The sequence below is a fragment of the Citrobacter sp. Cpo045 genome, from assembly GCF_030332875.1.
Classification (GTDB): domain Bacteria; phylum Pseudomonadota; class Gammaproteobacteria; order Enterobacterales; family Enterobacteriaceae; genus Citrobacter; species Citrobacter portucalensis.
The window spans coordinates 29,173-55,673 of record NZ_JAOWGZ010000060.1 but is presented as its reverse complement, the minus strand read 5'-3'; the positions used below and the strand labels follow the sequence as shown (position 1 = coordinate 55,673).

Genomic DNA, 26,501 nt, shown 5'->3' with positions numbered 1-26,501 from the left:
CCCTAAACAAAAGCTATTTACGCCCCGGTTTTCCGTCGTGAGATCCAAAAAACTGCGGCGGATGGTCGACCCAGCGATCCTCACGTGTAGCGGCATAGACCGGGTTAAGCGGATAATAAATGCGGTTGTATTTTTTGTTCGCCTCACCCACGACTAACAGGCGCACCTCTTCACTGGTGTTATTGATAAAGGTATGGCACACGCCTGTACCTGCCGGGAAACCGACGCTGTCGCCCGGTTCCAGCTTCCATAAATACCCGTTAATCCAGGCCTCAGGATAACCTTCCAGCACGTAGATAAATTCTTCCTCATCGCTTTCGGCGTGCGGGTACGAGGTACGCCGACCCGGCGACAGGCGTTCATGATGAATACCGAGTCGTCCTAACCCCAACTTGCGGGCAAGCGGCGCACCAATAGCAAATAGCTCATCGCTGTCAGGATAAGTGGAGTCATCAGCCCCCTCAACCTCACGCCAGTGGCGAATACAATCGGGTCTTTTCATGGTTATTTTCCAGTATTGCGATGCGTCAGGTATAGCACACCACGGTGGATCTCGGCGTTTTAAGCAGAACATGTTAAAGTAAGGGATTAACCTTCCACGCAAATCGAGGCGCCAAATGGACAAAACCACTACGCAAGAGTTATTGGCTCAAGCTGAAAAACTCTGCGCGCAACGCAACGTGCGGCTTACGCCACAACGCCTCGAAGTACTGCGCCTGATGAGCCTGCAGGAAGGTGCGATCAGCGCCTATGACCTGCTCGACCTGTTGCGGGAAACTGAGCCACAGGCTAAACCACCTACCGTATATCGTGCGCTCGATTTTCTGCTGGAACAAGGTTTCGTGCACAAGGTGGAATCCACCAACAGCTATGTGCTTTGTCATCTGTTCGATCAGCCAACCCACAGTTCCGCAATGTTCATTTGCGACCGCTGTGGCGTGGTAAAAGAAGAGTGTGCGGAAGGCGTGGAAGACATTATGCATACGCTGGCGGCAAAAATGGGCTTTGCACTGCGGCATAACGTTATTGAAGCCCACGGGCTGTGTCCGGCCTGTGTGGAAGTTGAATCTTGCCGCCATCCTGGCGAGTGCCAGCATGACCATACGATTCAGGTGAAGAAGAAAGTTGGGCGCTAGGTAAGCGGGAGAGCGTACATCCTTGTACTCTCAGGAGGGAAGGGTTAATTACCAGCGGTAATCATTACGTTTTTCCCAATCGTTAACTTCTTTCTCCGCCTGATCTTTCGCGTAACCGTAACGCTCCTGGACTTTACCGACCAGTTGGTCACGTTTACCTTCAATGACCGTCATATCATCATCGGTCAGTTTGCCCCATTGCTCTTTCACTTTACCTTTAAACTGCTTCCAGTTGCCGCCGACTTCGTCTTTATTCATCATCAAGTCCTCATCGTTAGGTTGTGAATAGCGAGAGTGCCATGTCCAGACACATGCTGTTTTTGCTGGACGTGAGAATAAGTGTAGTCAGTGATTCTGGGTTTTATTTACTATTCGGAATTTTTAACCATCCCGCTCAGGCAAACCAGGTTCCATTACGCCAGTGACGTCGCCAGATAAAGGCCAGTGAAAGCCCGCGCAACGCCAGGAAAACGGTTAACGCCAACCACAAGCCATGGTTTCCCAGCCACGGCAAAGTCAGCAGCGTTAATGCGAATCCTGTGGCAGCAACGGCCATACTGTTGCGCATTTCTGCCGCGCGCGTCGCGCCAATAAACATTCCGTCTAGCAGATAACACCAGACACCCACCAGCGGTAACACCACCTGCCAGAAAAGATAGCGATCGGCCAGCTGTTGGATCTGCGGCAGCGAGGTCAGCAGCGCAACAATCTGCTCGCCAAACAGGGCATAAACCAGCGAAAACAAAATAGCCACAATACCGGACTGTCGGCAGGCCGCCCGCCAGACGTCCAGCAACTGGCTACCGTCTCGCGCCCCATAGGCCTGGCCCGAATGCGCTTCCACGGCATAGGCAAATCCATCCAGCGCGTAGGCGGTAAAGGTTAACAGGGTCATCAGAACGGCATTAACCGCAATGATATCGCCTCCCAGACGCGCACCCAGCACCGTGATTGCGCCAAAACAGAGCTGCAGCAGTAGCGAGCGCAACATGATGTCACGGTTAAGCGCCAGCAAACGGCGGAAGTTGCCACGCCACGCCTGCTTCAGCATTGCCAGCGAAATTCCGCGCATATGCAGGACTTTGCGCACCATCATCAGGCCGATCAGCAAGGTGGCATATTCAGCAATCACCGTTGCCAGTGCCGCACCCTGCACGTTCATATGCAGGCCCATCACCAGCCATATATCGAGCACAATGTTGAGAATATTACCGACAATCAACAAGATAACCGGCGCACGCGCATACTGAACGCCAAGCAGCCAGCCGAGCAGCACCAGATTCGCCAGCGAGGCGGGTGCGCTTAACCAGCGAATTTCGAGGAAACGTCGGGCCTGCTCCAATACCGCTTCACTTCCGCCAACAATGTGCAGAGCCAGATCGATAATCGGCGTACGAAAAAGTGCGATAAGCAACCCTGCTCCCAGCGCCAGCATGAGCGGCTGCACCAGTGCGCGCGCCAGCGCCTGCGGATTTTTCGCACCAAATGCCTGGGCGGTAAGACCGGTGGTGCTCATGCGCAAAAAAAGCAGCAGCATAAAAAGAAAACTGGTTGCCGTAGCACCAACCGCAACACCGCCAAGATAGACCGGACTATCCAGATGACCAATCACCGCGGTATCCACCAGTCCCAGCAGGGGAACGGTGATATTGGAAAAGATCATGGGTAAGGCGAGGTGCCAGAGTGCTTTATCAGAAGAGGTAAAGAAAGGCATACAGGAGGGCCTGAGAAGAAGTTAGACGTACTGGATAATGTGATGCAGGCCCGGCAAGCGCAGCGCTACCGGGCACGTTGCCGGATGGCGACGTCATCGTCTTATCCGGCCTACAGGGATTCAACAGAAAATTACAGCCATTCACCGTTACGGATGACGCCTACTGCCAGCCCTTCAATAGTGAAGTTTTGTTCGCGCAGGTCGACAACGATAGGTTTGAATTCGCTGTTTTCTGGCAGGAGTTCAACCTTGTTTCCCTGCTTTTTCAGGCGCTTAACCGTAACTTCGTCATCAATACGGGCAACAACAACCTGGCCGTTACGCACGTCCTGGGTTTTATGCACAGCGAGTAAATCACCGTCCATAATCCCGATATCTTTCATCGACATACCGCTAACGCGCAGAAGAAAATCGGCGTTCGGTTTGAACAGTGAAGGATCGACTTGATAGTGGCCTTCGATGTGCTGCTGCGCCAGAAGTGGCTCACCGGCAGCCACGCGCCCCACAAGCGGTAACCCTTCTTCTTCTTCCTGCAACAGTCGAATACCGCGCGATGCGCCGGATACAATTTCCAGCACACCTTTACGCGCCAGCGCTTTCAGGTGTTCTTCAGCTGCGTTTGGGGAACGGAACCCCAAACGCTGCGCGATCTCCGCACGCGTCGGTGGCATACCTGTCTGGCTGATGTGATCTCTAATGAGATCAAACACCTCTTGTTGCCTGGCCGTTAACGCTTTCATTCCGCCCCCTGGGTGTATATACAGTTATGCTGTGAGTATATACAGCTAAAGGCTATTTTGGAACCGCAAACTGCACAAAAAACAGGAGATTTATGCAGTTGTGGAAGCCTTATCGCAAATGCGACCACAACAGGATGCCCCAGGTGATTAGAGCGACAAAAATAGACAGCAATACCGCAGCCGACCCCATATCTTTCGCTCGACCGGAAAGTTCGTGGTACTCAGAACCAATACGATCAACTACCGCTTCAATCGCACTGTTGAGGATTTCAACGATCATCACCAGCATCACAGAACCGATCAACAACACGCGGGTAATTGCATCAACATCCAGCCAGCAGGCGATGGCGACGCCCAGCAGGACGGCAACACTTTCCTGACGGAATGCCGCCTCATTAATCCATGCGGCGCGAAAACCTTTCCAGGAATAACCTGCAGCTTTGATAATTCGGGTGAATCCAGTGGTATTATTGGCCATCAAAAAGAACCTTTTTACATTATTAGCGTCAATGTCATTGTAACGTTACCCCGTTTGTTCAGGGTGTGGCAAAGCAGCGCGAAGTATGACCGGATACCACAGAAATTCACTAAACTTTCTGATATCCTTGCAGCGCATTTGCATTATTAACCAGAGGCTTTACATCGTTTATGTCCGGCTGGCCACGAATTTACTACAAATTACTGAATTTACCATTAAGCGTCCTGGTAAAAAGCAAGTCTATTCCAGCAGAACCTGCTCCGGAATTGGGACTCGATACTTCGCGTCCCATTATGTACGTCCTACCGTACAATTCGAAAGCAGACTTGCTGACGCTGCGTGCCCAATGTCTGGTGCACGACCTCCCCGATCCCCTGGAACCACTAGAGATAGACGGAACGCTGTTACCGCGCTACGTGTTTATTCACGGCGGTCCGCGTGTATTCACCTATTACACGCCGAAAGAAGAGTCCATCAAGCTGTTCCACAACTATCTCGACTTGCATCGCAGCAATCCAGATCTGGATGTGCAGATGGTGCCAGTTTCGGTGATGTTTGGCCGTGCGCCAGGGCGTGAAAAAGGCGAGGTCAATCCGCCGTTACGTATGCTAAACGGCGTACAGAAATTCTTTGCGGTGTCCTGGTTGGGTCGCGACAGTTTTGTCCGCTTCTCCCCGTCGGTCTCTCTGCGCCGTATGGCGGATGAACACGGTACGGATAAGATCATCGCTCAGAAGCTGGCACGCGTGGCGCGTATGCACTTTGCTCGCCAGCGCCTGGCCGCTGTCGGCCCGCGCCTCCCTGCCCGCCAGGATCTGTTTAATAAGCTGTTAGCTTCAAAAGCGATCGCTCGTGCGGTAGAAGATGAAGCGCGCAGTAAAAAAATCTCCCACGAAAAAGCGCAGCAAAATGCCATTGCGCTGATGGAAGAGATTGCCGCCAACTTCTCCTACGAAATGATTCGTCTGACGGACCGTATTCTGGGCTTTACCTGGAACCGTCTGTATCAGGGGATTAACGTTCACAATGCTGAACGTGTACGCCAGTTGGCGCATGATGGGCATGAAATCGTGTACGTTCCGTGCCACCGCAGCCATATGGACTATATGCTGCTGTCGTACGTTCTGTACCATCAGGGCCTGGTGCCGCCGCACATCGCAGCCGGTATCAACCTGAACTTCTGGCCCGCGGGTCCGATTTTCCGCCGTCTGGGCGCGTTCTTTATTCGTCGTACCTTCAAGGGCAACAAGCTCTATTCCACCGTATTCCGTGAATACCTGGGCGAGCTGTTCAGCCGCGGTTACTCGGTTGAGTACTTTGTCGAAGGGGGCCGTTCACGTACCGGTCGTCTGCTCGACCCGAAAACCGGCACGCTGTCGATGACTATTCAGGCGATGCTGCGCGGCGGTACGCGCCCTATTACTCTCGTTCCTATTTACATCGGCTATGAGCACGTAATGGAAGTGGGCACCTACGCGAAAGAGCTGCGTGGCGCGACGAAAGAGAAAGAAAGCCTGCCGCAAATGCTGCGTGGCTTAAGCAAGCTGCGTAACCTGGGTCAGGGCTACGTCAACTTTGGTGAACCAATGCCATTGATGACTTACCTCAACCAGCATGTGCCGGAGTGGCGTGAATCTATTGACCCTATCGAGTCTATCCGCCCGGCCTGGCTGACGCCGACGGTGAATAACATTGCCGCCGATTTGATGGTGCGCATTAACAACGCAGGCGCGGCCAACGCCATGAACCTGTGCTGTACTGCTTTACTGGCCTCCCGCCAGCGCTCTCTGACCCGTGAACAGCTGACCGAACAACTCGACTGCTACCTGAGCCTGCTGCGCAACGTGCCGTATGCTGCGGATTCGACTGTGCCGGCGCAGAGCGCCAGTGAACTGATCGACCACGCCTTGCAGATGAACAAGTTTGAGGTCGAGAAAGACACCATCGGTGACATCATTATTCTGCCGCGCGAGCAGGCGGTCTTGATGACTTACTACCGCAATAACATTGCGCATATGCTGGTTTTGCCTTCGTTGATGGCAGCCATCGTGACTCAGCATCGTCGTATTTCACGCGCCGCGTTGCAGCAGCATATCGACGCGCTGTACCCAATGTTAAAAGCGGAGCTGTTCTTACGCTGGGAGCGTGATGAGCTTGCCGGAGTGATTGACGAACTGGCCAGCGAAATGCAGCGCCAGGGACTCATCACCCTGACCGATGACGAACTGCATATCAATCCAGCCCGCTCCCGCACGCTACAGCTGCTGGCGGCAGGTGCTCGCGAGACGTTGCAGCGCTACGCCATTACCTTCTGGCTGCTGAGCGCGAACCCGTCCATCAACCGTGGCACGCTGGAGAAAGAAAGCCGCACCGTGGCGCAACGCCTCTCAGTGCTGCACGGCATTAACGCGCCGGAATTCTTCGATAAAGCCGTGTTCAGCTCTCTGGTGCTGACGCTGCGTGACGAGGGATTCATCAGCGATACCGGAGATGCCGAACCGGAAGAGACGATGAAGATCTATCAGATGCTGGCCGAACTGGTCACGTCAGATGTGCGTCTGACCATCGAGAGCGCCACTCAGGGCGAGTAAGCATAAAAAAACCGGTCGGAATGACCGGTTTTTTATTTTGCAGGCTAAGCCAAAATCAAAAATGCCAGTAGCTCATTGCCAGACCTAAGAACAGCACCAGACCAACGTAGTTATTGTTCATAAACGCTTTAAAGCAGGCATCACGTTCGCGGTTGACGATCAGTTTCTGCTGATAGACAAACAGCGCGCCCACCACCAGCAGAGACCAGTAATAGCCCAGTCCCAACCCGTTTAGCCAGCCCACCAGCGCCATCAGCGCCAGCACGCCTACCTGCAAAATACCAATAATCAGCTTGTCGTTCTGACCGAACAGGATCGCGGTCGATTTAATGCCGATCTTCAGGTCATCATCCCGGTCAACCATGGCGTACTGCGTATCATAGGCCACCGCCCAGAGGATATTGGCGAGGAACATTAGCCAGCAGCTCAGCGGTACGGATTCACTCACGGCGGCGAACGCCATCGGGATCGACCAGCCAAACGCCGCCCCCAGCACCACCTGCGGCAGATGCGTATAGCGCTTCATAAATGGGTAAACCCACGCTAATGCTAATGCCGCAACGGACAACAAAATGGTCATCGTGTTGAGGGTCAAAACCAGCAGGAAGGCCAGCAACACCAGTACCACAAACAGCGTTCGGGCTTCTTTCTCGGTGACAGCCCCGCTCGGCAGCGGTCGATTCGCGGTGCGTTTGACGTGCCCGTCAAATTTCCTGTCGGCATAATCATTCACCACGCATCCGGCGGCGCGCATTAACCAAACGCCAGCGACAAAAACCGCCAGGATCCACAGTTGCGGCATGCCTGGGGTCGCCACCCACAGAGCCCACAGCGTAGGCCAGAGCAGCAGTAAGGCGCCGATTGGCTTATCCGTACGCATCAAGCGGTGAAACGCCAGCAGCTTATTCTGCGTCAGACTCCACTCCATCTTTATCTTCCTCTCAGTACAACGGCGACGCAGGCAGAAAAAGCTCGGTAAGCATCAGTGGCTTACCGCTCAGCCGCAGGCGGGAACGACGCCCCCACAGCGCTGCATCGCGGCCAATCTCAATAAAATCTCGGGTCAATGTCGATGACGTAAACAGGTAGCGTCCGAGCGGGGTTTTCCCCAGGTTCTGTAAGGCCAGTTCAGGGCCGCACAAGGTTGATTCAGGCACCACAGTCCGTCCGGCAAGCCAGGGTTCACCATCCGCGCATAACAGGATTTCACGTAACCAATAACGAGACTCTTTAGGCAGCAGCGTCAGTTCTTCAGCCACCTCATTTTGCCCAACGAATTCTTCGCGAATCAACGTTACGGTGACCTTTTTCCCCTGCTGCTCAAAACGTTTGGTCATGGAATCTTCCAATAACAACCAGTCGAGCAGTTGGGCGTCCAGCGCCGGGATCGCATCAAAATAACGCAGCGCACGCAGTTGCGTTAACGCAGGGTGTGGCATGCCTTACTCTCCGATTTATAACCTGAAGGCATTGTATCGCAGAAAAGGCATTACGGGGTGAGCAAACACGATTAAGTGATCGGCAGGGCAACATAAGTGTAACAATTAGCACCGAAGGATAAAAAAAGGTGCGCCAGGAGACGCACCAGTTGTTGCAAAATCAACAATGTGGGGAGATGTTTACCCCTTGCCTTTTACACTGCTGATAAAGGTGGATCGGGCAGATTTGGATCCCAGACGTTCCGCTTCATCAAGCAGCTTCAGCGCTTTATCAACATCGCCTTTTGCAACTGCATCCTTAATCGCCTGATTAAAATAGCTTTCCGTGTCGTTCAGCATTGGCTCGCTTTTCTTCACGGGTTGTGGTGCCGGAGCAGCAACGGCTGCCGCCGGAGCAGCAAGGGCCACTGCAGGCGCTGCGGTATTACCAACCGTAACAGGGCCAGGACCGGAAGAACCAAACAGCGGCCCGACCAGCACGCTGGAGGAGGAGCTGGTTTTAACTTTCAGATGCAGCAGACCGTCGGTGGTGTGGCGGGCAATCGGGTCCGGAATATCCGGAACAGCGTTACCTACCCCCTTGGCATAGGCTTTTGCCGGGTCAAGCAGAGTCGTGGTCTGCTGGAGATCTTTATCTGTGGTAAAGACCAGAACATACAGTTTTTGCTGGCCCAGCGCTGGCGTCAGACGCATTACGCCTTCCAGACGATCGGCACTCATCACGCCGGGCTCCTGGTAGGTGAAATAGCTGCTGGGGAAGAACGCAGATGGCGTCATATTCTGATCGAGAATTAAGACGTTTGGCGCAAATACGCTGGTTTGTTTGTTGACTTCACTGGTCAGCGTCAGCGTCAACTCGCCAATATTCGCCGGTACGCTATAGGCCGCTACAGGGCCAGTAATACCAGCAACATCTAAACGCTGACCTGCATTGGCAAGCTGTGTGGACTGAGTTTTAGATTGATCAACCGGCGTCCAGGTTAACTGTTGCAGCGCAGCAGTGGGAATTGCTGGGGCCGCGGTGGTGTTCTGCGGAACAATATTTACATCGGCCAGGCTGATGCCAGGCGCGCTGGCAAATAACCCTGCAGATAAACAAAGGGCAACGAGACTTTTCTTCATTTTCATTGTTATCACCTCAGATAGCATGGGTTCAGCGGTGGCCAGGCAATAGCGCGCTAAACCGTAATCAAGAGGGGCTTGCGCCCCTCTTTCGGTCTTTACGTCAGGTTAGTGCTGGATTACCACCAGATTTCCATCTGGGCACCGAAGGTCCATTCATCGCTGTCGCCACGGCCAAAGGAACCGCCGTTAAAGCCGTCTTTAACTGCTTTACCGAAGTTCGCGTTATTAGATGGGTTACCGTTGTAGTCGTAGCCCCACTTCTCATCCCACTTAGCATAGGTTGCGAAGACGCGGATAGCCGGACGAGACCAGATGCTGTCGCCAGCCTGCCACTGTTGTGCCAGAGTAATTTTATACTGGTTGTTGGTATCGCCAGTTTCCTGGGATTTGACGTTGTCGTAGCCCACTTCCAACAAGGTGCTCATGATTGGCGTCCATTTGAACATTGGACGAACGCCCACGGTCCACCACTTAGTGCCGTTGTTGTTATCCCAGTCGATATCCTGGTACATACCGACGTACATCAGGTCCCAACGATCGCCCAGAGAGATTGCGCCGTGGTCGAGGATACGCAGCAGGCTGCCGTTGTTGTTAATGTCGTAAGCAAAGTTGGAGTTGCTATCAATGCCCACGCCAGAGCCCTGAGACAAACCTTTACCCTGAGAGGTCATGGAGTCGGTAGCGTACTGAACCACAAACTTGTTGTAGCCTTTCAGCATGCTTTGGGTGTGTTCAGCGGTGAACATCCAGCCATCTTTAGATGCGCCGTCAACCAGGCGATAATCATCGCGCGGGTTTGCACGACCGTAGTCAACGCCCAGTTCCAGCGTACCGCCTGGGTTAATTTCCATCTGCGCTAAACGAACGTCAAACACGTCGTTCGCGGTACGGGTGGTGTAATCATAAATGCTGTTGCTGGCGAAGGAGGAAGAACCGCCCGCTTCAGAAGAACGGGTTGCAGCCAGAGACAGTTTACCGAAGCCTACATCGATGTTTTCCAGACCAGCACCAGGACCTGAAATATCCCAGTAGTAGAAGTCGATCATGTGGACGTCATGACGCTGATAGAAGCGCTTACCGGCCCAGATAGTGGAGCCTGGCAGCCATTCAATCAGGTTTTTACCCTGCACGTTGGCTTCACGGAAGGCCGGGTCAGTCCCTTCCCAGTCATTTTGCTGTGCAACGGAGTAGGCAACGTTAGTGTCGAAGTAGAAGCTCTTATCGCCCTCTTTCCACACTTCCTGACCTAATTTAATTTCCGCATAGGTTTCACATTCGTTACCAAGACGGTATTTACTTTGTGCACCTGTTGCCTGGAAACATTGTTGTTCACCGCCGCTACCTGTCCAGCCAATGCCGGAACGAGCATAACCATGGAAATCCACAGCCATTGCCTGAACAGACATAATGCCTGCTGCTACAGCAACCGCCAGAGGGAGTTTGCGCAGAGTAATCATCGTTCTATCTCCTGAGATCATTGCTTTTCTTTAAACGCTGCCACCTTCTAAAACTGCGAATGGTTTTGCGTTTCGTTTTTTTATGGGGGCCTTAAACGCCCGGCTCTTGGTGCAACCGACGACATGCAGTGCCATCCTCACGGAACAGATGGCAACGCTCTGGCGGCAGGCCGATAGCGAATGTGGCACCCTCTTCTACCAACACCACGTCGTTCTGGCGGTAAACCAGGTTTTGACGGATGGCGGGGATCTGGATATGAATTTGTGTTTCGTGACCAAGCTGCTCGACCACCTGCACTTCACCTTCAAGGGTGACATCGGCGATATCGCTGGGCAGCAGATGTTCCGGGCGGATACCTAAAGACATGTTGGCGCCAACCTGTACCGCATGGCTGTCTACCGGGAGCCATATTTGCTGGCGGTTGGGCAGTTCAACCTGCACCTGATCGATAGCCGTTGCCGTGACTTTCACCGGCAGGAAGTTCATCTTCGGTGAACCAATGAAGCCCGCCACAAAGCGGTCAGCCGGGTAGTGATACAGTTCCAGAGGCTTACCAACCTGCGCTACGCGACCGGCATCCAGCACCACAATTTTGTCGGCCAGTGTCATCGCTTCGACCTGATCGTGGGTGACGTAAATCATCGTGCGGCCAAGACGTTTATGCAGGCGGGAGATTTCAATGCGCATCTGCACGCGCAGAGCGGCGTCGAGGTTTGACAGCGGTTCATCCAGCAGGAATACGCGCGGCTCGGCGACCAGCGTACGGCCAATCGCCACACGCTGACGTTGTCCACCGGAAAGCGCTTTCGGTTTACGCTCCAGCAGGTGTGCCAGTTGAAGAACTTCCGCAACCTGATTCACGCGCTGGTTCATCACCTCTTTTTTCGCTCCGGCCAGTTTGAGGCCGAACGACATGTTCTCCGCGACGGACAAATGGGGATACAACGCGTAGGACTGAAAGACCATGCCCACACCGCGTTCGGCGGGCGGAATGTCGTTCATCCGGGTCTCCCCGATAAACAGGTCACCACTGGTGATGGTTTCAAGTCCGGCGATCATACGCAGCAAGGTCGACTTACCGCAGCCTGACGGTCCGACAAACACCACGAATTCCCCTTCGTGAATGTCGAGATTGATATCTTTCGATACCACCACGTCACCCCAGGCTTTCGTTACATTTCGTAGCTGTACGCTCGCCATGCCCTTCTCCCTTCGTTACAACCTGTCATCGACAGCAACATTCATGATGGGCTGACTATGCGCGATCCCTTGACTGCGTGAATCCTCCACCCCCCGGCTTTTTTATGGGGGAGGAGGCGGGAGGATGAGAGAGCAGCGTCTGAGACCCGGGCCACCAGCCTCAGAGGAATTTCGTGATGCAGCCTGCAAAAATCGGTGGGTTTTTATGTGCGCCAGTACGCAATACTCACATTTATGTAACACAGATCACATAAAGAGCGGGTGGGGCGTAGGGGTAAGGAGGATGGAAAGAGGTTGTCGTATAAAGAAACTAGTAACCGTTAAGCCACCTCTGCAAAATCACCAAACAGGATGGGAACTATGAAAATCAAAACTGGCGCACGCATCCTCGCATTGTCTGCATTAACGACGATGATGTTTTCCGCCTCGGCTCTCGCCAAGATTGAAGAAGGTAAGCTGGTTATCTGGATTAACGGCGACAAAGGCTATAACGGCCTCGCTGAAGTGGGCAAAAAATTCGAGAAAGACACCGGGATCAAAGTCACCATTGAGCACCCGGACAAACTGGAAGAGAAGTTCCCGCAGGTTGCCGCGACCGGCGACGGCCCGGACATCATCTTCTGGGCGCATGACCGTTTTGGCGGCTACGCTCAGTCTGGCCTGCTGGCTGAAATCACGCCTGACAAAGCGTTCCAGGACAAGCTCTATCCGTTCACCTGGGATGCCGTACGCTATAACGGCAAACTGATTGCCTACCCGATCGCGGTTGAAGCGCTGTCGCTGATTTACAACAAAGACCTCGTTCCAAATCCACCAAAAACCTGGGAAGAAATTCCTGCACTGGATAAAGAGCTGAAGGCGAAAGGTAAATCCGCGCTGATGTTTAACCTGCAAGAACCGTACTTCACCTGGCCGCTGATTGCCGCCGACGGTGGTTACGCGTTCAAGTTTGAGAACGGTAAGTACGATGTGAAAGACGTGGGCGTGGATAACGCTGGCGCGAAAGCGGGTCTGACCTTCCTGGTTGATCTGATCAAGAACAAACACATGAACGCGGATACCGATTACTCCATCGCCGAAGCGGCCTTTAACAAAGGCGATACCGCGATGACCATCAACGGTCCGTGGGCGTGGTCCAACATCGATAAGAGCAAAATCAACTACGGCGTCACGCTACTGCCAACCTTCAAAGGCAAAGCGTCTAAACCGTTTGTTGGCGTTCTGAGCGCCGGTATCAACGCCGCCAGCCCGAACAAAGAACTGGCGAAAGAGTTCCTCGAAAACTACCTGCTGACCGATCAAGGTCTGGATGAAGTGAACAAGGACAAACCGCTGGGTGCCGTTGCGCTGAAATCCTTCCAGGATCAGTTAGCGAAAGACCCACGTATCGCCGCCACCATGGATAACGCCCAGAAAGGCGAAATCATGCCGAACATCCCACAGATGTCCGCATTCTGGTATGCCGTTCGTACCGCAGTGATCAACGCAGCCAGCGGCCGTCAGACCGTCGATGCCGCACTGAAGGACGCACAGGGTCGTATCACCAAGTAATGCAGTTGTGAACGTGCCGGATGGCGGCATAAATGCCTTATCAGGCCTACAGGGTATGTAGGCCTGATAAGCGCAGCGTCATCAGGCACGCTGACCAACAGGTTTTCATTGTTGTTGAGGATTGAACCCCATGGATGTCATTAAAAAGAAACACTGGTGGCAAAGCGACACGCTGAAATGGTCAGTGATGGGTCTGCTTGGGCTGCTGGTCGGTTACCTTGTTGTTTTGATGTACGCTCAGGGGGAGTACCTGTTTGCCATCATGACGCTGATTTTAAGCTCTGCTGGCCTGTATATTTTCGCTAACCGTAAAGCCTATGCCTGGCGCTATGTTTACCCGGGCGTTGCCGGTATGGGGCTGTTTGTCCTGTTTCCGCTGGTTTGTACGATCGCCATTGCTTTTACCAACTACAGCAGTACCAACCAGCTGACATTTGAACGTGCTCAGGAAGTCCTGATGGATCGTTCTTATCAGGCGGGTAAAACCTACAATTTTGGCCTGTATCCGGCGGGTGATGAGTGGCAACTGGCCCTCACCGACGGTGAAACCGGCAAGAATTACCTTTCTGACGCCTTTAAATTTGGCGGCGAGCAGAAACTGCAACTGAAAGAAGCCGAGGCGCTACCGGCAGGCGAACGTGCAACGCTGCGTATCATCACGCAGAATCGCCAGGCGCTTACCCAATTGACCGCCATCCTGCCGGATGAAAGCAAAGTTACCATGAGTTCGCTGCGCCAGTTTTCCGGCACGCAGCCACTCTATACGCTCGCTGAAGACGGTACGCTCACCAACAGCCAGAGCGGCGTAAAATACCGCGCCAACAACGATATTGGTTATTATCAGGCGATTAACGCTGACGGTAGCTGGGGTAGCGAAAAACTCAGCCCGGGCTACACCGTTGCCATCGGCTGGGATAACTTCACCCGCGTGTTTACCGACGAAGGCATCCAGAAACCGTTCTTCGCCATCTTCGTCTGGACGGTGGTCTTCTCGGTACTGACCGTTATTTTGACCGTTGCCGTGGGCATGGTGCTGGCCTGCCTCGTACAGTGGGAGTCTCTCAAAGGCAAAGCGATTTACCGCGTCCTGCTGATTCTTCCGTATGCCGTACCGTCGTTTATCTCGATTCTGATTTTCAAGGGCTTATTCAACCAGAGCTTTGGTGAAATCAACATGATGCTGAGCGCGCTGTTTGGCATCAAACCGGCCTGGTTCAGCGACCCAACCACCGCGCGTTCGATGATTATTATCGTCAACACCTGGCTCGGTTATCCATACATGATGATCCTGTGCATGGGTCTGCTGAAAGCGATTCCTGACGACCTGTATGAAGCCTCGGCGATGGATGGCGCAGGTCCGTTCCAGAACTTCTTTAAGATAACGCTACCGCTGTTGATTAAGCCGCTGACGCCGCTGATGATCGCCAGCTTCGCCTTTAACTTTAACAACTTCGTGCTGATTCAGTTGTTGACCAACGGTGGTCCGGACCGTCTTGGTACCACCACACCAGCCGGTTATACCGACCTGCTCGTAAGCTACACCTACCGTATCGCCTTTGAAGGCGGCGGTGGTCAGGACTTCGGTCTGGCGGCGGCGATTGCCACGCTGATCTTCCTGCTGGTTGGTGCGCTGGCGATTGTGAACCTGAAAGCCACACGTATGAAGTTTGATTAAGGGAGATTACGACAATGGCTATGGTCCAACCGAAATCACAAAAGTTACGTTTATTCGCAACGCACTTAGGGCTGCTGATTTTTATCGCGGCGATCATGTTCCCGCTGCTGATGGTTATCGCTATCTCGCTGCGCGAAGGTAACTTTGCCACCGGCAGCCTGATCCCGGAAAACATCTCCTGGGAACACTGGAAACTGGCGCTGGGCTTTAGCGTTGAACACGCGGATGGCCGTGTGACGCCACCGCCGTTCCCGGTACTGTTATGGCTGTGGAACTCGGTGAAAGTGGCCAGCATTACCGCGATCGGTATCGTGACGCTTTCCACTACCTGTGCTTACGCCTTTGCCCGTATGCGTTTCCCGGGCAAAGCAACCCTGCTGAAAGGGATGCTGATTTTCCAGATGTTCCCAGCGGTGCTGTCTCTGGTCGCGTTGTATGCTTTGTTTGATCGCCTGGGCCAGTACATTCCGTTTATCGGCCTGAACACGCACGGCGGCGTGATCTTCGCCTACCTCGGCGGTATTGCGCTGCATGTATGGACGATTAAGGGCTATTTCGAAACTATCGACGGCTCACTGGAAGAAGCGGCCGCGCTGGATGGCGCTACGCCGTGGCAGGCATTCCGCCTGGTGCTGTTGCCGCTTTCCGTTCCGATTCTGGCGGTCGTGTTTATTCTGTCTTTCATTGCCGCTATTACCGAAGTACCGGTCGCGTCACTGCTGCTGCGTGATGTGAACAGCTATACCCTTGCGGTAGGTATGCAGCAGTACCTCAACCCACAGAACTATTTGTGGGGCGACTTTGCCGCCGCGGCTGTACTTTCAGCCATTCCGATCACTCTGGTGTTCTTGCTGGCACAGCGCTGGCTAGTCAACGGTCTGACCGCGGGTGGTGTGAAAGGTTAAGTTTTACCGAAGTACCAGCCCGGCAACGGGCAATGCCACTGCAACCCTCAACTTATGTTATCCCAACCTGTGACTGTTATTCGGCGCTCTACGGAGCGCCCTTTTTTTATGTTATTTTGCATCACTGTTACGATTATTTCCTTTCGTGCTCCCCATCACTGCAATTCTATTTCCTGTCTGAATATAGATAAATTAAACAGAATTAAGATCACAGAAAAGACAAAACGTAATTGCAATGTAAAAAATGATAATTGTCTTCCCTGCCTGTTAAATTCAACATCACGGCACTGATCAAAAGAGCTGTATCCTCTAAGGCAGGTCTGAATGAACTCTCAATATAATTCCAGTTATATTTTTTCGATTACATTAGTGGCAACGTTAGGAGGGCTATTATTCGGCTACGACACTGCGGTCATATCCGGAACGGTAGAATCCCTGAATACCGTGTTTGTCGCGCCACAACATTTAAGTGAATCCGCCGCCAACTCGCTGTTGGGCTTTTGCGTCGCCAGTGCGTTGATAGGCTGCATCATCGGCGGTGCACTGGGCGGCTATTGCAGTAACCGGTTTGGCCGCCGGGACTCGCTGAAAATCGCGGCTCTGCTGTTCTTTATTTCCGGTATTGGTTCCGCCTGGCCGGAATTAGGCTTTACGACGATTAATCCTGATAATTCCGTACCTGTTTATTTGGCCGGATACGTTCCCGAATTTGTTATTTATCGTATCATTGGTGGTATTGGCGTAGGTTTAGCCTCAATGCTCTCACCAATGTATATTGCTGAACTGGCACCCGCACATATTCGTGGAAAACTGGTGTCATTTAACCAATTCGCCATTATTTTTGGTCAACTGTTGGTGTATTGCGTTAACTATTTTATCGCCCGTTCTGGCGACGCTAACTGGTTGAATACCGATGGCTGGCGCTATATGTTTGCGTCCGAAAGTATTCCCGCCCTGCTGTTTTTACTGCTGCTGTACACCGTACCAGAAAGCCCGCGCTGGCTGATGGCGCGTGGCAGACACGAGCAGGCGGAAGGTATTCTGCGCAAAATTATGGGCAGCACCCTCGCTACCCAGGCCATGCAGGAGATCAATCAGTCTCTGGACCATGGTCGTAAAACCGGTGGTCGCCTGCTGATGTTTGGCGCAGGCGTTATCGTCATCGGCGTAATGCTGTCTATCTTCCAGCAATTCGTCGGTATTAACGTCGTGCTCTACTACGCCCCAGAGGTGTTTAAAACGCTGGGAGCCAGCACCGATGTAGCGCTGTTACAGACCATCATTGTTGGCGTGATCAACCTGAGCTTTACCGTGCTGGCGATCATGACGGTGGATAAATTTGGTCGCAAACCGCTGCAGATTATTGGCGCTCTGGGCATGGCCATTGGTATGTTCAGCCTCGGTACCGCGTTTTATACCCAGGCTTCCGGGCTGGTTGCACTGCTGTCGATGCTGTTTTACGTCGCCGCATTCGCCATGTCCTGGGGACCGGTTTGCTGGGTGCTGCTGGCAGAAATCTTCCCCAATGCGATTCGCGGCAAAGCGCTCGCCATTGCGGTGGCCGCACAATGGCTGGCGAACTATTTCGTCTCCTGGACCTTCCCGATGATGGACAAAAATTCGTGGCTGGTTTCCCATTTTCACAACGGTTTCTCCTACTGGATTTACGGTTGTATGGGTATTCTGGCGGCGCTGTTTATGTGGAAGTTTGTACCGGAAACCAAAGGCAAAACGCTGGAAGAACTTGAAGAACTGTGGGAACCCGCCGCAGAGAAAACCCAGCCTGCCTCTGCGCAGTAATCCTGACCTGCAACACGCCGCAGCCCGATTGCGGCGTGTTGTCTTTTACTCTCGCTTCAGCCGTTTTGAATTACACAGCCACAAGGTGATCACCAGCAGCAGGATCGCCGCGGAATAGATCAGCACATCCATCGGTGCTTTATGATCGACAATGATCAACCGCACAATCGCGGTGATCCCGATATAAACAAAATAGCGCAACGGAAAGTGAAACCCCGACTGAAAGTACTTCACAATCAGCGCGATAAATTCAAAATAGAGGAAGTAAACCACCAGCCCTTCCACCAGCTCATACTTGCTGGTTTGTTCCGGCGCGAACAGCACATCCGCCAGATGCAGCGTTTCTTTCCCGAGGAATACAACCAGGATCAGGCCCAGACTCAGCAGTCCCAGATTCAACACGGTCTGTAAGATGGTGGAGATAAACTCCACTCGCGGACGAGATAGCGACGTCATAACAGCACCTCTTACTCAGTGGCGAGGTTCATGTATAACGCAAAAATGTGACAGAGATCTACATTTTTTGTTTATGTTTTGTGCAAGAAAGGTCAGCGGGGAATGATGAATGTCACGACACATTTCACAGGATGAAGTATGCAGCTAAGACAATCCGCTGTCCGCAACGTTACCTGCGGTGAGAACGTGGTGATTTATGAACCCGCAAATCTCTACAATTGCACATTGGGTGACAACGTTTTTGTCGGGCCATTTGTTGAAATCCAGGGTAATACGCAAATTGGCGCAGACAGCAAAATTCAGTCGCATACCTTCATCTGCGAATATGTCACCCTGGGCGCCCGCTGTTTTATCGGTCATGGCGTGATGTTCGCCAACGATATGTTTCGCGAAGGAAAACCCAACGCCGACCGCAACAGTTGGGGAAGAATTTCGATTGGCAACGATGTCTCAATCGGCAGTGGAGCGACCATTCTGGCGGTCACCATCTGCGATGGCGCGGTCATCGGTGCGGGGAGCGTGGTGACCAAATCGATCACCGAGAAAGGCGTGTATGCAGGAAACCCGGCAAAATTATTGCGTCGCCTGTAACTTGCCTGCTGACGGCGCAAATGCCTTATCCGGCCTGCAGTACAGGCAGTTTGTAGGCCGGATAAGCGTAGCGCCATCCGGCTGGCAAACGGCTCGATTACCGGAAGTTCTCACTTCTGTCGCTGGTCATGTCGTACAGACCAAACTTACGTCCAAGCTGCTGGCCGCCATCACGCGTTAACGGCGTCCAGCCAATCGCTGCACGGCTGCGGGTCGGACCTGACGAGAACAGATCCAGCGGCACGGATACGTACACCCCTTTGGTAAAATCACCCTCTCCGTACTCATCCGGCGAGGCGTCGGTGATGGTCGCATAGCCGCCTACCACAACGCCGCTGTCAAAGCGCTTCGCCACTTCCAGCGTTCCGCCCTTATCTCCCGCCAGATACTGGCCCACGCTGGCTTTCACCAGTACATCCTGAGCGAATGACGGATTCCAGTACGCCGTCAAATGCCCGGTCTTCACGCTGTAGTCGGTGAATTTCATCATGTCCTGCGCGCTACGCCAGTCACGCTGTTTCACGTAGTTGGCATCAACACCAAACGCCCAGTTGCTGTCTAACGGACGATACAGCACTTCTGCCCCCGCTCCGCCGTACATGGTTTCCAGATAGCCACCGTAAACCTGTCCGTAGAACCCGTTTCCGAGTGACTGGAAGTAGTTGGCCTGTAGGTTATTCACGTAGACATCGTTTTGCACATACTCGCGCACATGGGTACGCACTCGTGGCAAATGCGAATCCTGCGGCGGGTTGGTGTAGTTAAATTTGTCATAGTTATTGGCGAGGTTGGCGAACAAACTCCCGGTGGTCAGCAGGTGATCGGTAACCCACCAATCCGCCGTTCCCATCACGCCCAACTGATACATATAGAAGTTTTCCGGGCCGCCCACCGACTGGTTAAGCACCGGATCGATGTGGAAATCGAAGCGTGACTTATCGATATACCAGCCCTGCTCGGTCGTTTTCGGCACCACGGGCTCAACGCGTTTTTGCGCCAGCTGGGTTTCATGGCCCAACGGTTCGCCTTCCAGATGACGCTTGAGGCTGGAAACCTCCGTTTCGGTCGTCACCTGCGGCAAGTTAAGACGATTTTCCGTAATACGGATCGTGCGGATCCCATCGGGAAGATCGTTCATCACGATCCGGTTGGCACGTTCGATCCCTTCGCGCGAATCACGATATTTCACCTGTTCGCCGGTCACATACAGCGTATCGCCCTGCACCTGAATTTTAGGATCGGCCAGTCCGGCGTTATATTTCAGCAGCGTTAGCTGATTCGCCACCACCGAGTGTTGCAGGATGGCATCCTGCGGCTGTGGCTGATATTTCGGGCGGTCGTTGTCGTTATAGTTTGGCCGCAGATCGTTGAAGTTTGTCCGCAGCGTGACCCCAAACATAAAGGTGTTCCCGCGCTCATAGCTGAGGTTAACGTCGGCCCAATCGGTGACGCGATAAATAGCGCCGACGTTAAACTTGCTCTTCTGATCCAGCTTGCCCGCAAAATCCTGCTGGTAATTGTTTCCCTCATACTCCAGTTTCAGACGCAACGGCTGCCAGGGCGTCTGATACTCGACGCCGCCAAACAGCGATGCCGGGCCGTGGAACATCTGGCTGCCGTCAATAGAACCGGCCTGCTTATAACTGTTATCGCGATAGCAGAATTTATCGCTGTATGAGCAAAACGGATTGCTGACGTTGCCACTGGTCCCGAGATAACCCCAGCCCAGGCCAAGCGAAAAATCAAACGGCCCCCAGGCTTTATTCGCCACAATATACTCCGCATCGAACAGGCCAGTTCCGCCAATATCTCGCGCGCCAACCGCCACCTGCGGCATCCAGTAGCTCTCTTCCCACAGCCGCAGTTTGAGATCAAAAGCTTTATCCTTGTAAGTCTGATCGCCAGAAAACGACTCCACGCTACTGTATTTTTTGGTACGCACATCGGTATAACGCAGCGTGGTTTCCAGCCACGGGAAGAGCTGCACCGACGCAGAGTAGTAGCGGTACTGATCGTTATCGCGGTAATTGAGGCTCATTTCGCCCTCACGCGCCATGCGTGCGGTTGGGGTTTGCAGCAGTCCCACGCCGCCAAAATCGGACTGCGAAGGTCCAATGGGCGCGGGCCAGGTTTCACCGTGGCAGGCAACGCTTACGCCCAGCGCCAGTAAGCTGAGCAGGTAAGTTTTTCTCATTATTCGGGTATCCGCTGGGTCAGGGTGCGAAGAATGTCGGCATTAATTTCATCCGGGGTGCTGCTCCAGACAGCATCAGAGAGTCCGACATAAATGATGCTGCCGGGCATCGGCTCAACGTGACGTTGGTTCCAGTAAGCGACCGGTACTTTTTGCGTGCGCCCGTCGGGATAGATAACCCAAGCGAAGCTACGATCCGCGCCGCTGAGCCGACTTTGCCCATCGAGATAACTGGCAACATCGCGCCCGGGCATAAACGGTTGTTTACCCGGATGGCTTAGCAGGCCAAACAGCGTGATATGCGTTGGCTGCGCTCCGACCCACAGCGTGTAATTGCCCTGCAACGGCGGGTTCCCTCGCTCGCTGACGCGCACAACATCCGGGTCAAGATTAATCATCTGCCTGCCGGTCACCTTCAGCGCCTGAATCCGCTGGCGTAATGTGTTGATAGCGGCAGCATCGTCACCGCTTTCTTCAGCACTCAGCGCTGCCAGACGAGCCAGTAATGCCTGCTGCTGACGTTCCGCCTCCGTCGTGGCCCGCTCTTCGCTGATAACCGCGCCTGGCCACCAGCTATTGCTCAACCGCGGCTGTCCAACCAGGTCGAGCAGATGTTCGGCCCCGGTCAGCGTTTTTGGCTCTTCGCTGGCGGAGGTAAAGACCTTAACGCTGCCCGCAGCAAAAACAGACGCTGCGCTCAGGCCCAACAGCAGCGCCATAACGACTCGTTTGATCATGATTTTGCCGCCTTAATCAGCGTGGTTTTCACCGGGAAGTAATGCGCGCCTAGATACTGTTCCGACTGGCGAATCTGCCCTTCACTGTCTATCCAGTAGCGGTTATGCCAGCGCGTTTGATCGGTAGTTATCTCTTCATCGAGGATCCGTACCGGGGTGTCATCGCTGCCGACCTTGATGGTGTCTGCGCCATCCCATTTGAAAACCGAGCGCGCGGTGGCATAGCGTACCTGCTGATGTTCAGTCCAGCCCATTGTGCGGGTCCACGTTGCGCCATCGACTATCTGATTGGGTTTGATGAGTGGGTCTTCCGCCAGATTATTCACCTCAATTAGGTTGTCCCCGCCGAGATGCGTTTTCACAATGCGCCCATGCTGCGTGACGAGAATAGCCCGATCCTGAGTCACCCATTTCTGCTGTCCGTTTTCCGCAAACGCGAGTACCACAAACAGTTGGGGACCGCCGTTTAGCTGCATATACTGGCTGGCGTAGGGCATATTTTGGATTTCATCGTCCGTCATCTGTACGCCGGGAGTACCAAACACGCTATCCCACAGCGAATGCCCCAACCCTTCGGTGGTGGCTGAGCACGCCTGCAGTAACAGGCAAACCATTATGAGCGCTGGTCGCTTCACGACGTTTCTCCGCATTATTGCCGGGTGGCGCGACGCTTATCCGGCCTACAAATCCCACATACATTTGGCAATTCAAAATAACCACACCGAAGTGTGGTTAGAATTAAACGTACCTCTATTACTGGGTACTGGTGGTTGTGGTGGTTGTAGTTCCGGTATTAGAACCATCGCCGCCACCGGTCGCCGCCAGGGCGACCCCCACTGCAGAACTTACGGTGCTCACGCTGGTTGCGGAGGAACTTCCTGCCGAAACCGACGCGGCAGCCGACCCTGCTGCCTCACCCACCTGAACGGGGGCGGCATAGACAGAAGTCGCCGCAAGCGCAGATATAGCCCACAGGCCATACAGAACTTTTTTCATCACAAATTCCCTTCATTGTATGAATGGAGATTTACCCAAAAGAATTTCGGGCGAGATCGAGTATACACAAGCCAAAGTGTGCAAATTACGCCACGCGGGAATTTAGGATAATTAGATAACGAAAGGAAAAATGATTAAAAAATACAACAAAGACAAATAAATCAATAAATTAAAATATAAAAATTAAAATGCAATATCCGGTAAATCCGAAAACATCAGAAATTGAATAACATTAATAAAATTATTTTAGGATTAAGCTCAATTAAGGTATGAAGTTAGAACGTAGATATCCTGGAGCATTCTTATAAAAAAGCCGATATTAATATCGGCTTTTTATTTCATTAATGCCGGATGCGGCTAAACGCCTTATCCGGCCTACAAGTGTGTGCTATCAGGCACGCCAGGACTTATAACGGTTAATCAAACCGTTGGTAGAACTGTCGTGGCTGCTCACTTCGGAACCATCTTTCAGCTCTGGCAGAATGCGGTTCGCCAGCTGTTTGCCCAGCTCAACGCCCCACTGGTCAAAGGTGAAGATGTTCAGGATAGCGCCCTGAGTGAAGATTTTGTGTTCGTACAGTGCAATCAGCGCACCCAGGCTGAACGGCGTGATTTCGCGCAGCAGGATGGAGTTCGTTGGGCGGTTACCTTCGAACACTTTGAACGGCACAACGTGGTCCAACGTTGCCGGATCTTTACCCTGGTCGCGGTATTCCTGCTCAACCACTTCACGAGATTTACCGAATGCCAGTGCTTCGGTTTGCGCGAAGAAGTTAGACAGCAGTTTCGGATGGTGATCCGACAGCGGGTTGTGGGTGATGGCCGGCGCGATGAAATCGCATGGAACCATTTTGGTGCCCTGGTGGATCAGCTGGTAGAACGCATGCTGGCCGTTAGTACCCGGCTCACCCCAGATGATTGGGCCAGTCTGGTAATCCACCACATTGCCGTTACGGTCAACGTATTTACCGTTGGATTCCATGTTGCCCTGTTGGAAGTAGGCCGCGAAACGGTGCATATACTGGTCATACGGCAGAATTGCTTCGGTTTCGGCACCGAAGAAGTTGTTGTACCAGATACCGATCAGCGCCAGCAGCACCGGCAGGTTTTTCTCAGCCGGAGTGGTGGAGAAGTGTTTGTCCATCGCATGCGCGCCGGAGAGCAGCTCAACAAAGTTGTCGAAGCCTACGGACAGGATGATGGACAGACCGATTGCAGACCACAGGGAGTAACGACCGCCAACCCAGTCCCAGAACTCGAACATATTGGCAGTATCAATGCCAAACTCACCAACCGCTTTACCGTTAGTGGAGAGCGCTGCGAAGTGTTTGGCAACGTGCTTGTTGTCGCCTGCGGTCGCCAGGAACCAGTCGCGCGCGCTGTGGGCGTTGGTCATGGTTTCCTGGGTGGTGAAGGTTTTGGAAGCGACCAGGAACAGCGTGGTTTCCGGGTTCACTTTCTTCAGCACTTCAGCAATGTGCGTACCATCGACGTTAGACACAAAGTGCATGTTCAGGTGATTTTTGTACGGACGCAGCGCTTCGGTCACCATGAACGGACCGAGGTCAGAACCGCCGATACCGATGTTTACTACATCAGTGATGGCTTTACCGGTATAGCCTTTCCAGCTTCCGGAGATGATCGCTTCAGAGAAGGATTTCATCTTCTCCAGCACACCATTCACTTCCGGCATGACATCTTTGCCGTCAACGATGATAGGCGTATTGCTACGGTTGCGTAGCGCCACGTGCAGCACGGCACGGTCTTCAGTGCGGTTGATTTTCTCACCGGAGAACATGGACTTGATGGCACCCGCCAAATCGGTTTCTTTCGCCAGATCCTGCAGTTTAGCCAGCGTCTCTTCAGTGATGCGGTTTTTGGAGAAATCCACCAGCATCAGATCATCAAACGTCGCGGAAAACTTAGTGAAACGATCGCTATCTTTCGCGAAAAGATCCGCGATAGTAACGTCTTTCATTTCTTCAAAGTGTTTTTGTAGTGCCTGCCAGGCTGAGGTCTGCGTTGGATTGATGTTTTTCATTAGCAATACTCTTCTGATTTTGAGAATTGTGACTGAGATCGATTGTAACGCCAGTCACAGAAAAGTGTGATTGTTTTAATGCCATTGCCAGGGCATCCGCCAAACGTGACTAAAAAGTATAGCGGTTATCAGCGTTGTTATTAGTACCGTTACTCAACGCAGTTGCAGCATGAAAAATCCGCATAATCCCAGCGTTGACAGTGCAAGCTACACATTTTATTTATAAATACGGTATTTGCATTTGCGCCTGCACCGGTTTCTGTTCTGCCTAATGTGCCATGGTCGCTCTATTCATTCCCTGACACGAGGTAGTTATGACTGATGTAGTTGTCTCCAAATTTGGCGGTACCAGCGTGGCGGATTTTGATGCCATGAATCGCAGCGCTGATGTAGTACTTTCTGATGCTAACGTCCGTGTAGTGGTACTTTCCGCTTCTGCGGGAATCACCAACCTGCTGGTCGCACTGGCTGAAGGGCTGGAGCCAACCGCGCGCTTCGAAAAACTCGATGCCATTCGTCAAATTCAGTTCAATATTCTGGAACGCCTGCGTTATTCAAACGTGATCCGTGAAGAGATCGACCGTCTGCTGGAAAACATCACCACGCTGGCTGAAGCGGCGTCACTGGCGACCTCAACTGCGCTGACCGACGAACTGGTCAGCCACGGCGAACTGATGTCTACCTTGCTGTTCGTCGAGATCCTGCGTGAGCGCAACGTGCAGGCGCAGTGGTTTGACGTACGTAAAGTGATGCGCACCAACGATCGTTTTGGCCGCGCAGAACCTGACGTCACGGCGCTGGCCGAACTGGCAACGCTCCAGTTGGCCCCGCGTCTGAGCGAAGGTCTGGTGATTACTCAGGGCTTTATCGGCAGTGAAGGTAAAGGCCGCACCACCACGTTGGGGCGCGGCGGGAGCGATTATACGGCAGCCCTGCTGGCCGAAGCGCTGCACGCCACGCGCGTCGATATCTGGACCGATGTTCCTGGCATTTACACGACCGATCCGCGCGTTGTTCCGGCGGCGCAGCGTATTGATGAAATCGCCTTTGAAGAGGCCGCAGAAATGGCGACCTTTGGCGCGAAAGTGCTACACCCGGCAACGTTGTTACCTGCCGTACGTAGCGATATCCCGGTGTTTGTTGGCTCCAGTAAGGATCCAAAAGCAGGCGGTACGCTGGTATGCAATAAAACCGCGAATCCACCGCTGTTCCGGGCGCTGGCACTGCGTCGTAAGCAAACGCTGCTAACGCTGCATAGCCTGAATATGCTGCACTCTCGCGGCTTTTTGGCGGAAGTGTTCGGCATCCTCGCACGCCATAACATTTCGGTCGATTTAATTACCACATCCGAAGTCAGCGTGGCGCTGACGCTGGATACCACCGGTTCGACCTCCACCGGCGATACACTGTTAACACAGTCTCTGCTGATGGAACTGTCTGCCCTGTGTCGGGTTGAAGTGGAAGAAGGCCTGGCGCTGGTGGCGCTGATTGGTAACGACCTGTCCAAAGCCTGTGGAGTGGGTAAAGAGGTGTTCGGCGTACTGGAGCCATTCAACATCCGCATGATTTGCTACGGCGCGTCCACTCATAACCTGTGCTTCCTGGTGCCCGGTACTGAAGCCGAACAGGTGGTACAGAAGCTGCACCATAATTTGTTTGAGTGAGTAGTTACCA

Annotated in this window: 24 protein-coding genes; 8 read left to right on the top strand and 16 right to left on the bottom strand. The window is 53.2% G+C overall.

Annotation, left to right across the window (positions count from 1 at the left end; translation table 11 throughout):
• Positions 1 to 13: 13 nt before the first annotated feature.
• Positions 14 to 502: a cupin domain-containing protein gene (locus OGY13_RS01300; RefSeq protein ID WP_213752945.1), complete on the bottom strand. Its 489-nt coding sequence runs from the start codon at positions 500 to 502 to the stop codon at positions 14 to 16.
• Between the two features lie 115 nt (positions 503 to 617).
• Between OGY13_RS01300 and zur the strand changes: the two genes are divergently transcribed.
• Positions 618 to 1,136: a zinc uptake transcriptional repressor Zur gene (gene zur / locus OGY13_RS01295; protein WP_003031709.1), complete on the top strand. Its 519-nt coding sequence runs from the start codon at positions 618 to 620 to the stop codon at positions 1,134 to 1,136.
• Positions 1,137 to 1,184: 48 nt separating this feature from the next.
• Here zur and OGY13_RS01290 read toward each other — a convergent pair whose 3' ends face one another.
• From OGY13_RS01290 to OGY13_RS01275, 4 genes are all read right to left on the bottom strand, one after another.
• The gene (locus OGY13_RS01290; RefSeq protein ID WP_003031706.1) at positions 1,185 to 1,394 is read right to left on the bottom strand and encodes a CsbD family protein; all 210 of its coding nucleotides are present in this window, start codon (positions 1,392 to 1,394) and stop codon (positions 1,185 to 1,187) included.
• A gap of 136 nt (positions 1,395 to 1,530) precedes the next feature.
• Positions 1,531 to 2,850, bottom strand: a complete 1,320-nt coding sequence (dinF, locus tag OGY13_RS01285) for an MATE family efflux transporter DinF (protein WP_079935026.1) — start codon at positions 2,848 to 2,850, stop codon at positions 1,531 to 1,533.
• A 131-nt stretch (positions 2,851 to 2,981) separates the two neighbouring features.
• Positions 2,982 to 3,590 carry a transcriptional repressor LexA gene (gene lexA, locus OGY13_RS01280; RefSeq protein WP_003826596.1) on the bottom strand — a complete coding sequence of 203 codons (609 nt, stop codon included), beginning with the start codon at positions 3,588 to 3,590 and terminating at the stop codon, positions 2,982 to 2,984.
• Between the two features lie 109 nt (positions 3,591 to 3,699).
• Positions 3,700 to 4,068 carry a diacylglycerol kinase gene (locus tag OGY13_RS01275; protein ID WP_003826594.1) on the bottom strand — a complete coding sequence of 123 codons (369 nt, stop codon included), beginning with the start codon at positions 4,066 to 4,068 and terminating at the stop codon, positions 3,700 to 3,702.
• Positions 4,069 to 4,238: 170 nt separating this feature from the next.
• On the opposite strand from OGY13_RS01275, the gene plsB reads away from it, so the two are divergent.
• Positions 4,239 to 6,659 (top strand): glycerol-3-phosphate 1-O-acyltransferase PlsB, encoded by a 2,421-nt coding sequence (gene plsB / locus OGY13_RS01270; protein WP_008786919.1) that lies wholly within the window; start codon positions 4,239 to 4,241, stop codon positions 6,657 to 6,659.
• Between the two features lie 55 nt (positions 6,660 to 6,714).
• Here plsB and ubiA read toward each other — a convergent pair whose 3' ends face one another.
• The 5 genes from ubiA to malK all read right to left on the bottom strand — a co-directional run bounded on the left by ubiA (position 6,715) and on the right by malK (position 11,881).
• The gene (gene ubiA, locus OGY13_RS01265) at positions 6,715 to 7,587 is read right to left on the bottom strand and encodes a 4-hydroxybenzoate octaprenyltransferase (protein ID WP_213752944.1); all 873 of its coding nucleotides are present in this window, start codon (positions 7,585 to 7,587) and stop codon (positions 6,715 to 6,717) included.
• A gap of 13 nt (positions 7,588 to 7,600) precedes the next feature.
• On the bottom strand, positions 7,601 to 8,098 hold the full coding sequence (gene ubiC, locus OGY13_RS01260; protein ID WP_003826587.1) for a chorismate lyase: 498 nt from the start codon (positions 8,096 to 8,098) through the stop codon (positions 7,601 to 7,603).
• Between the two features lie 180 nt (positions 8,099 to 8,278).
• Positions 8,279 to 9,226: a maltose operon protein MalM gene (gene malM / locus OGY13_RS01255; protein WP_213752943.1), complete on the bottom strand. Its 948-nt coding sequence runs from the start codon at positions 9,224 to 9,226 to the stop codon at positions 8,279 to 8,281.
• 113 nt (positions 9,227 to 9,339) lie between these two features.
• Positions 9,340 to 10,680 (bottom strand): maltoporin, encoded by a 1,341-nt coding sequence (locus tag OGY13_RS01250; RefSeq protein WP_133085647.1) that lies wholly within the window; start codon positions 10,678 to 10,680, stop codon positions 9,340 to 9,342.
• 91 nt (positions 10,681 to 10,771) lie between these two features.
• Positions 10,772 to 11,881 carry a maltose/maltodextrin ABC transporter ATP-binding protein MalK gene (gene malK, locus OGY13_RS01245; protein WP_048215134.1) on the bottom strand — a complete coding sequence of 370 codons (1,110 nt, stop codon included), beginning with the start codon at positions 11,879 to 11,881 and terminating at the stop codon, positions 10,772 to 10,774.
• A 360-nt stretch (positions 11,882 to 12,241) separates the two neighbouring features.
• Between malK and malE the strand changes: the two genes are divergently transcribed.
• The 4 genes from malE (at position 12,242) to xylE (ending at position 17,812) form a co-directional block, all read left to right on the top strand.
• Positions 12,242 to 13,432, top strand: coding sequence for a maltose/maltodextrin ABC transporter substrate-binding protein MalE (malE, locus tag OGY13_RS01240; protein WP_003031680.1), 1,191 nt, complete (start codon positions 12,242 to 12,244; stop codon positions 13,430 to 13,432).
• 130 nt (positions 13,433 to 13,562) lie between these two features.
• The gene (gene malF, locus OGY13_RS01235) at positions 13,563 to 15,107 is read left to right on the top strand and encodes a maltose ABC transporter permease MalF (protein ID WP_100271648.1); all 1,545 of its coding nucleotides are present in this window, start codon (positions 13,563 to 13,565) and stop codon (positions 15,105 to 15,107) included.
• 14 nt (positions 15,108 to 15,121) lie between these two features.
• Positions 15,122 to 16,012 carry a maltose ABC transporter permease MalG gene (gene malG / locus OGY13_RS01230; RefSeq protein ID WP_003826575.1) on the top strand — a complete coding sequence of 297 codons (891 nt, stop codon included), beginning with the start codon at positions 15,122 to 15,124 and terminating at the stop codon, positions 16,010 to 16,012.
• Positions 16,013 to 16,336: 324 nt separating this feature from the next.
• Entirely contained in the window at positions 16,337 to 17,812 is a 1,476-nt protein-coding gene (xylE, locus tag OGY13_RS01225) for a D-xylose transporter XylE (RefSeq protein WP_032942091.1), read from the top strand.
• 45 nt (positions 17,813 to 17,857) lie between these two features.
• On the opposite strand, the gene psiE is transcribed toward xylE, so the two are convergent.
• Entirely contained in the window at positions 17,858 to 18,268 is a 411-nt protein-coding gene (gene psiE / locus OGY13_RS01220) for a phosphate-starvation-inducible protein PsiE (RefSeq protein ID WP_003031674.1), read from the bottom strand.
• A 138-nt stretch (positions 18,269 to 18,406) separates the two neighbouring features.
• On the opposite strand from psiE, the gene OGY13_RS01215 reads away from it, so the two are divergent.
• A complete protein-coding gene (locus tag OGY13_RS01215) occupies positions 18,407 to 18,859 on the top strand; it encodes an acyltransferase (RefSeq protein WP_008786912.1) in 453 nt (150 codons plus the stop codon).
• A 97-nt stretch (positions 18,860 to 18,956) separates the two neighbouring features.
• Here the strand turns inward: OGY13_RS01215 and OGY13_RS01210 are convergent, their stop codons facing one another.
• From OGY13_RS01210 to pgi, 5 genes are all read right to left on the bottom strand, one after another.
• Positions 18,957 to 21,053: a YjbH domain-containing protein gene (locus OGY13_RS01210; RefSeq protein WP_153686841.1), complete on the bottom strand. Its 2,097-nt coding sequence runs from the start codon at positions 21,051 to 21,053 to the stop codon at positions 18,957 to 18,959.
• Positions 21,053 to 21,790: a capsule biosynthesis GfcC family protein gene (locus OGY13_RS01205; RefSeq protein ID WP_213752942.1), complete on the bottom strand. Its 738-nt coding sequence runs from the start codon at positions 21,788 to 21,790 to the stop codon at positions 21,053 to 21,055. Before OGY13_RS01205 ends, OGY13_RS01210 begins: the two co-directional genes overlap by 1 nt.
• The gene (locus OGY13_RS01200) at positions 21,787 to 22,425 is read right to left on the bottom strand and encodes a YjbF family lipoprotein (RefSeq protein ID WP_020996091.1); all 639 of its coding nucleotides are present in this window, start codon (positions 22,423 to 22,425) and stop codon (positions 21,787 to 21,789) included. The genes OGY13_RS01205 and OGY13_RS01200 overlap by 4 nt, the downstream gene beginning before the upstream one ends.
• 118 nt (positions 22,426 to 22,543) lie before the next feature.
• Positions 22,544 to 22,786 carry an exopolysaccharide production protein YjbE gene (yjbE, locus tag OGY13_RS01195; RefSeq protein ID WP_003826562.1) on the bottom strand — a complete coding sequence of 81 codons (243 nt, stop codon included), beginning with the start codon at positions 22,784 to 22,786 and terminating at the stop codon, positions 22,544 to 22,546.
• Positions 22,787 to 23,177: 391 nt separating this feature from the next.
• Complete coding sequence (pgi, locus tag OGY13_RS01190) at positions 23,178 to 24,827, bottom strand: glucose-6-phosphate isomerase (RefSeq protein WP_213753007.1); 1,650 nt, start codon at positions 24,825 to 24,827, stop codon at positions 23,178 to 23,180.
• A 314-nt stretch (positions 24,828 to 25,141) separates the two neighbouring features.
• On the opposite strand from pgi, the gene lysC reads away from it, so the two are divergent.
• Complete coding sequence (gene lysC, locus OGY13_RS01185; RefSeq protein ID WP_213753008.1) at positions 25,142 to 26,491, top strand: lysine-sensitive aspartokinase 3; 1,350 nt, start codon at positions 25,142 to 25,144, stop codon at positions 26,489 to 26,491.
• The last annotated feature ends 10 nt before the right edge of the window (positions 26,492 to 26,501 follow it).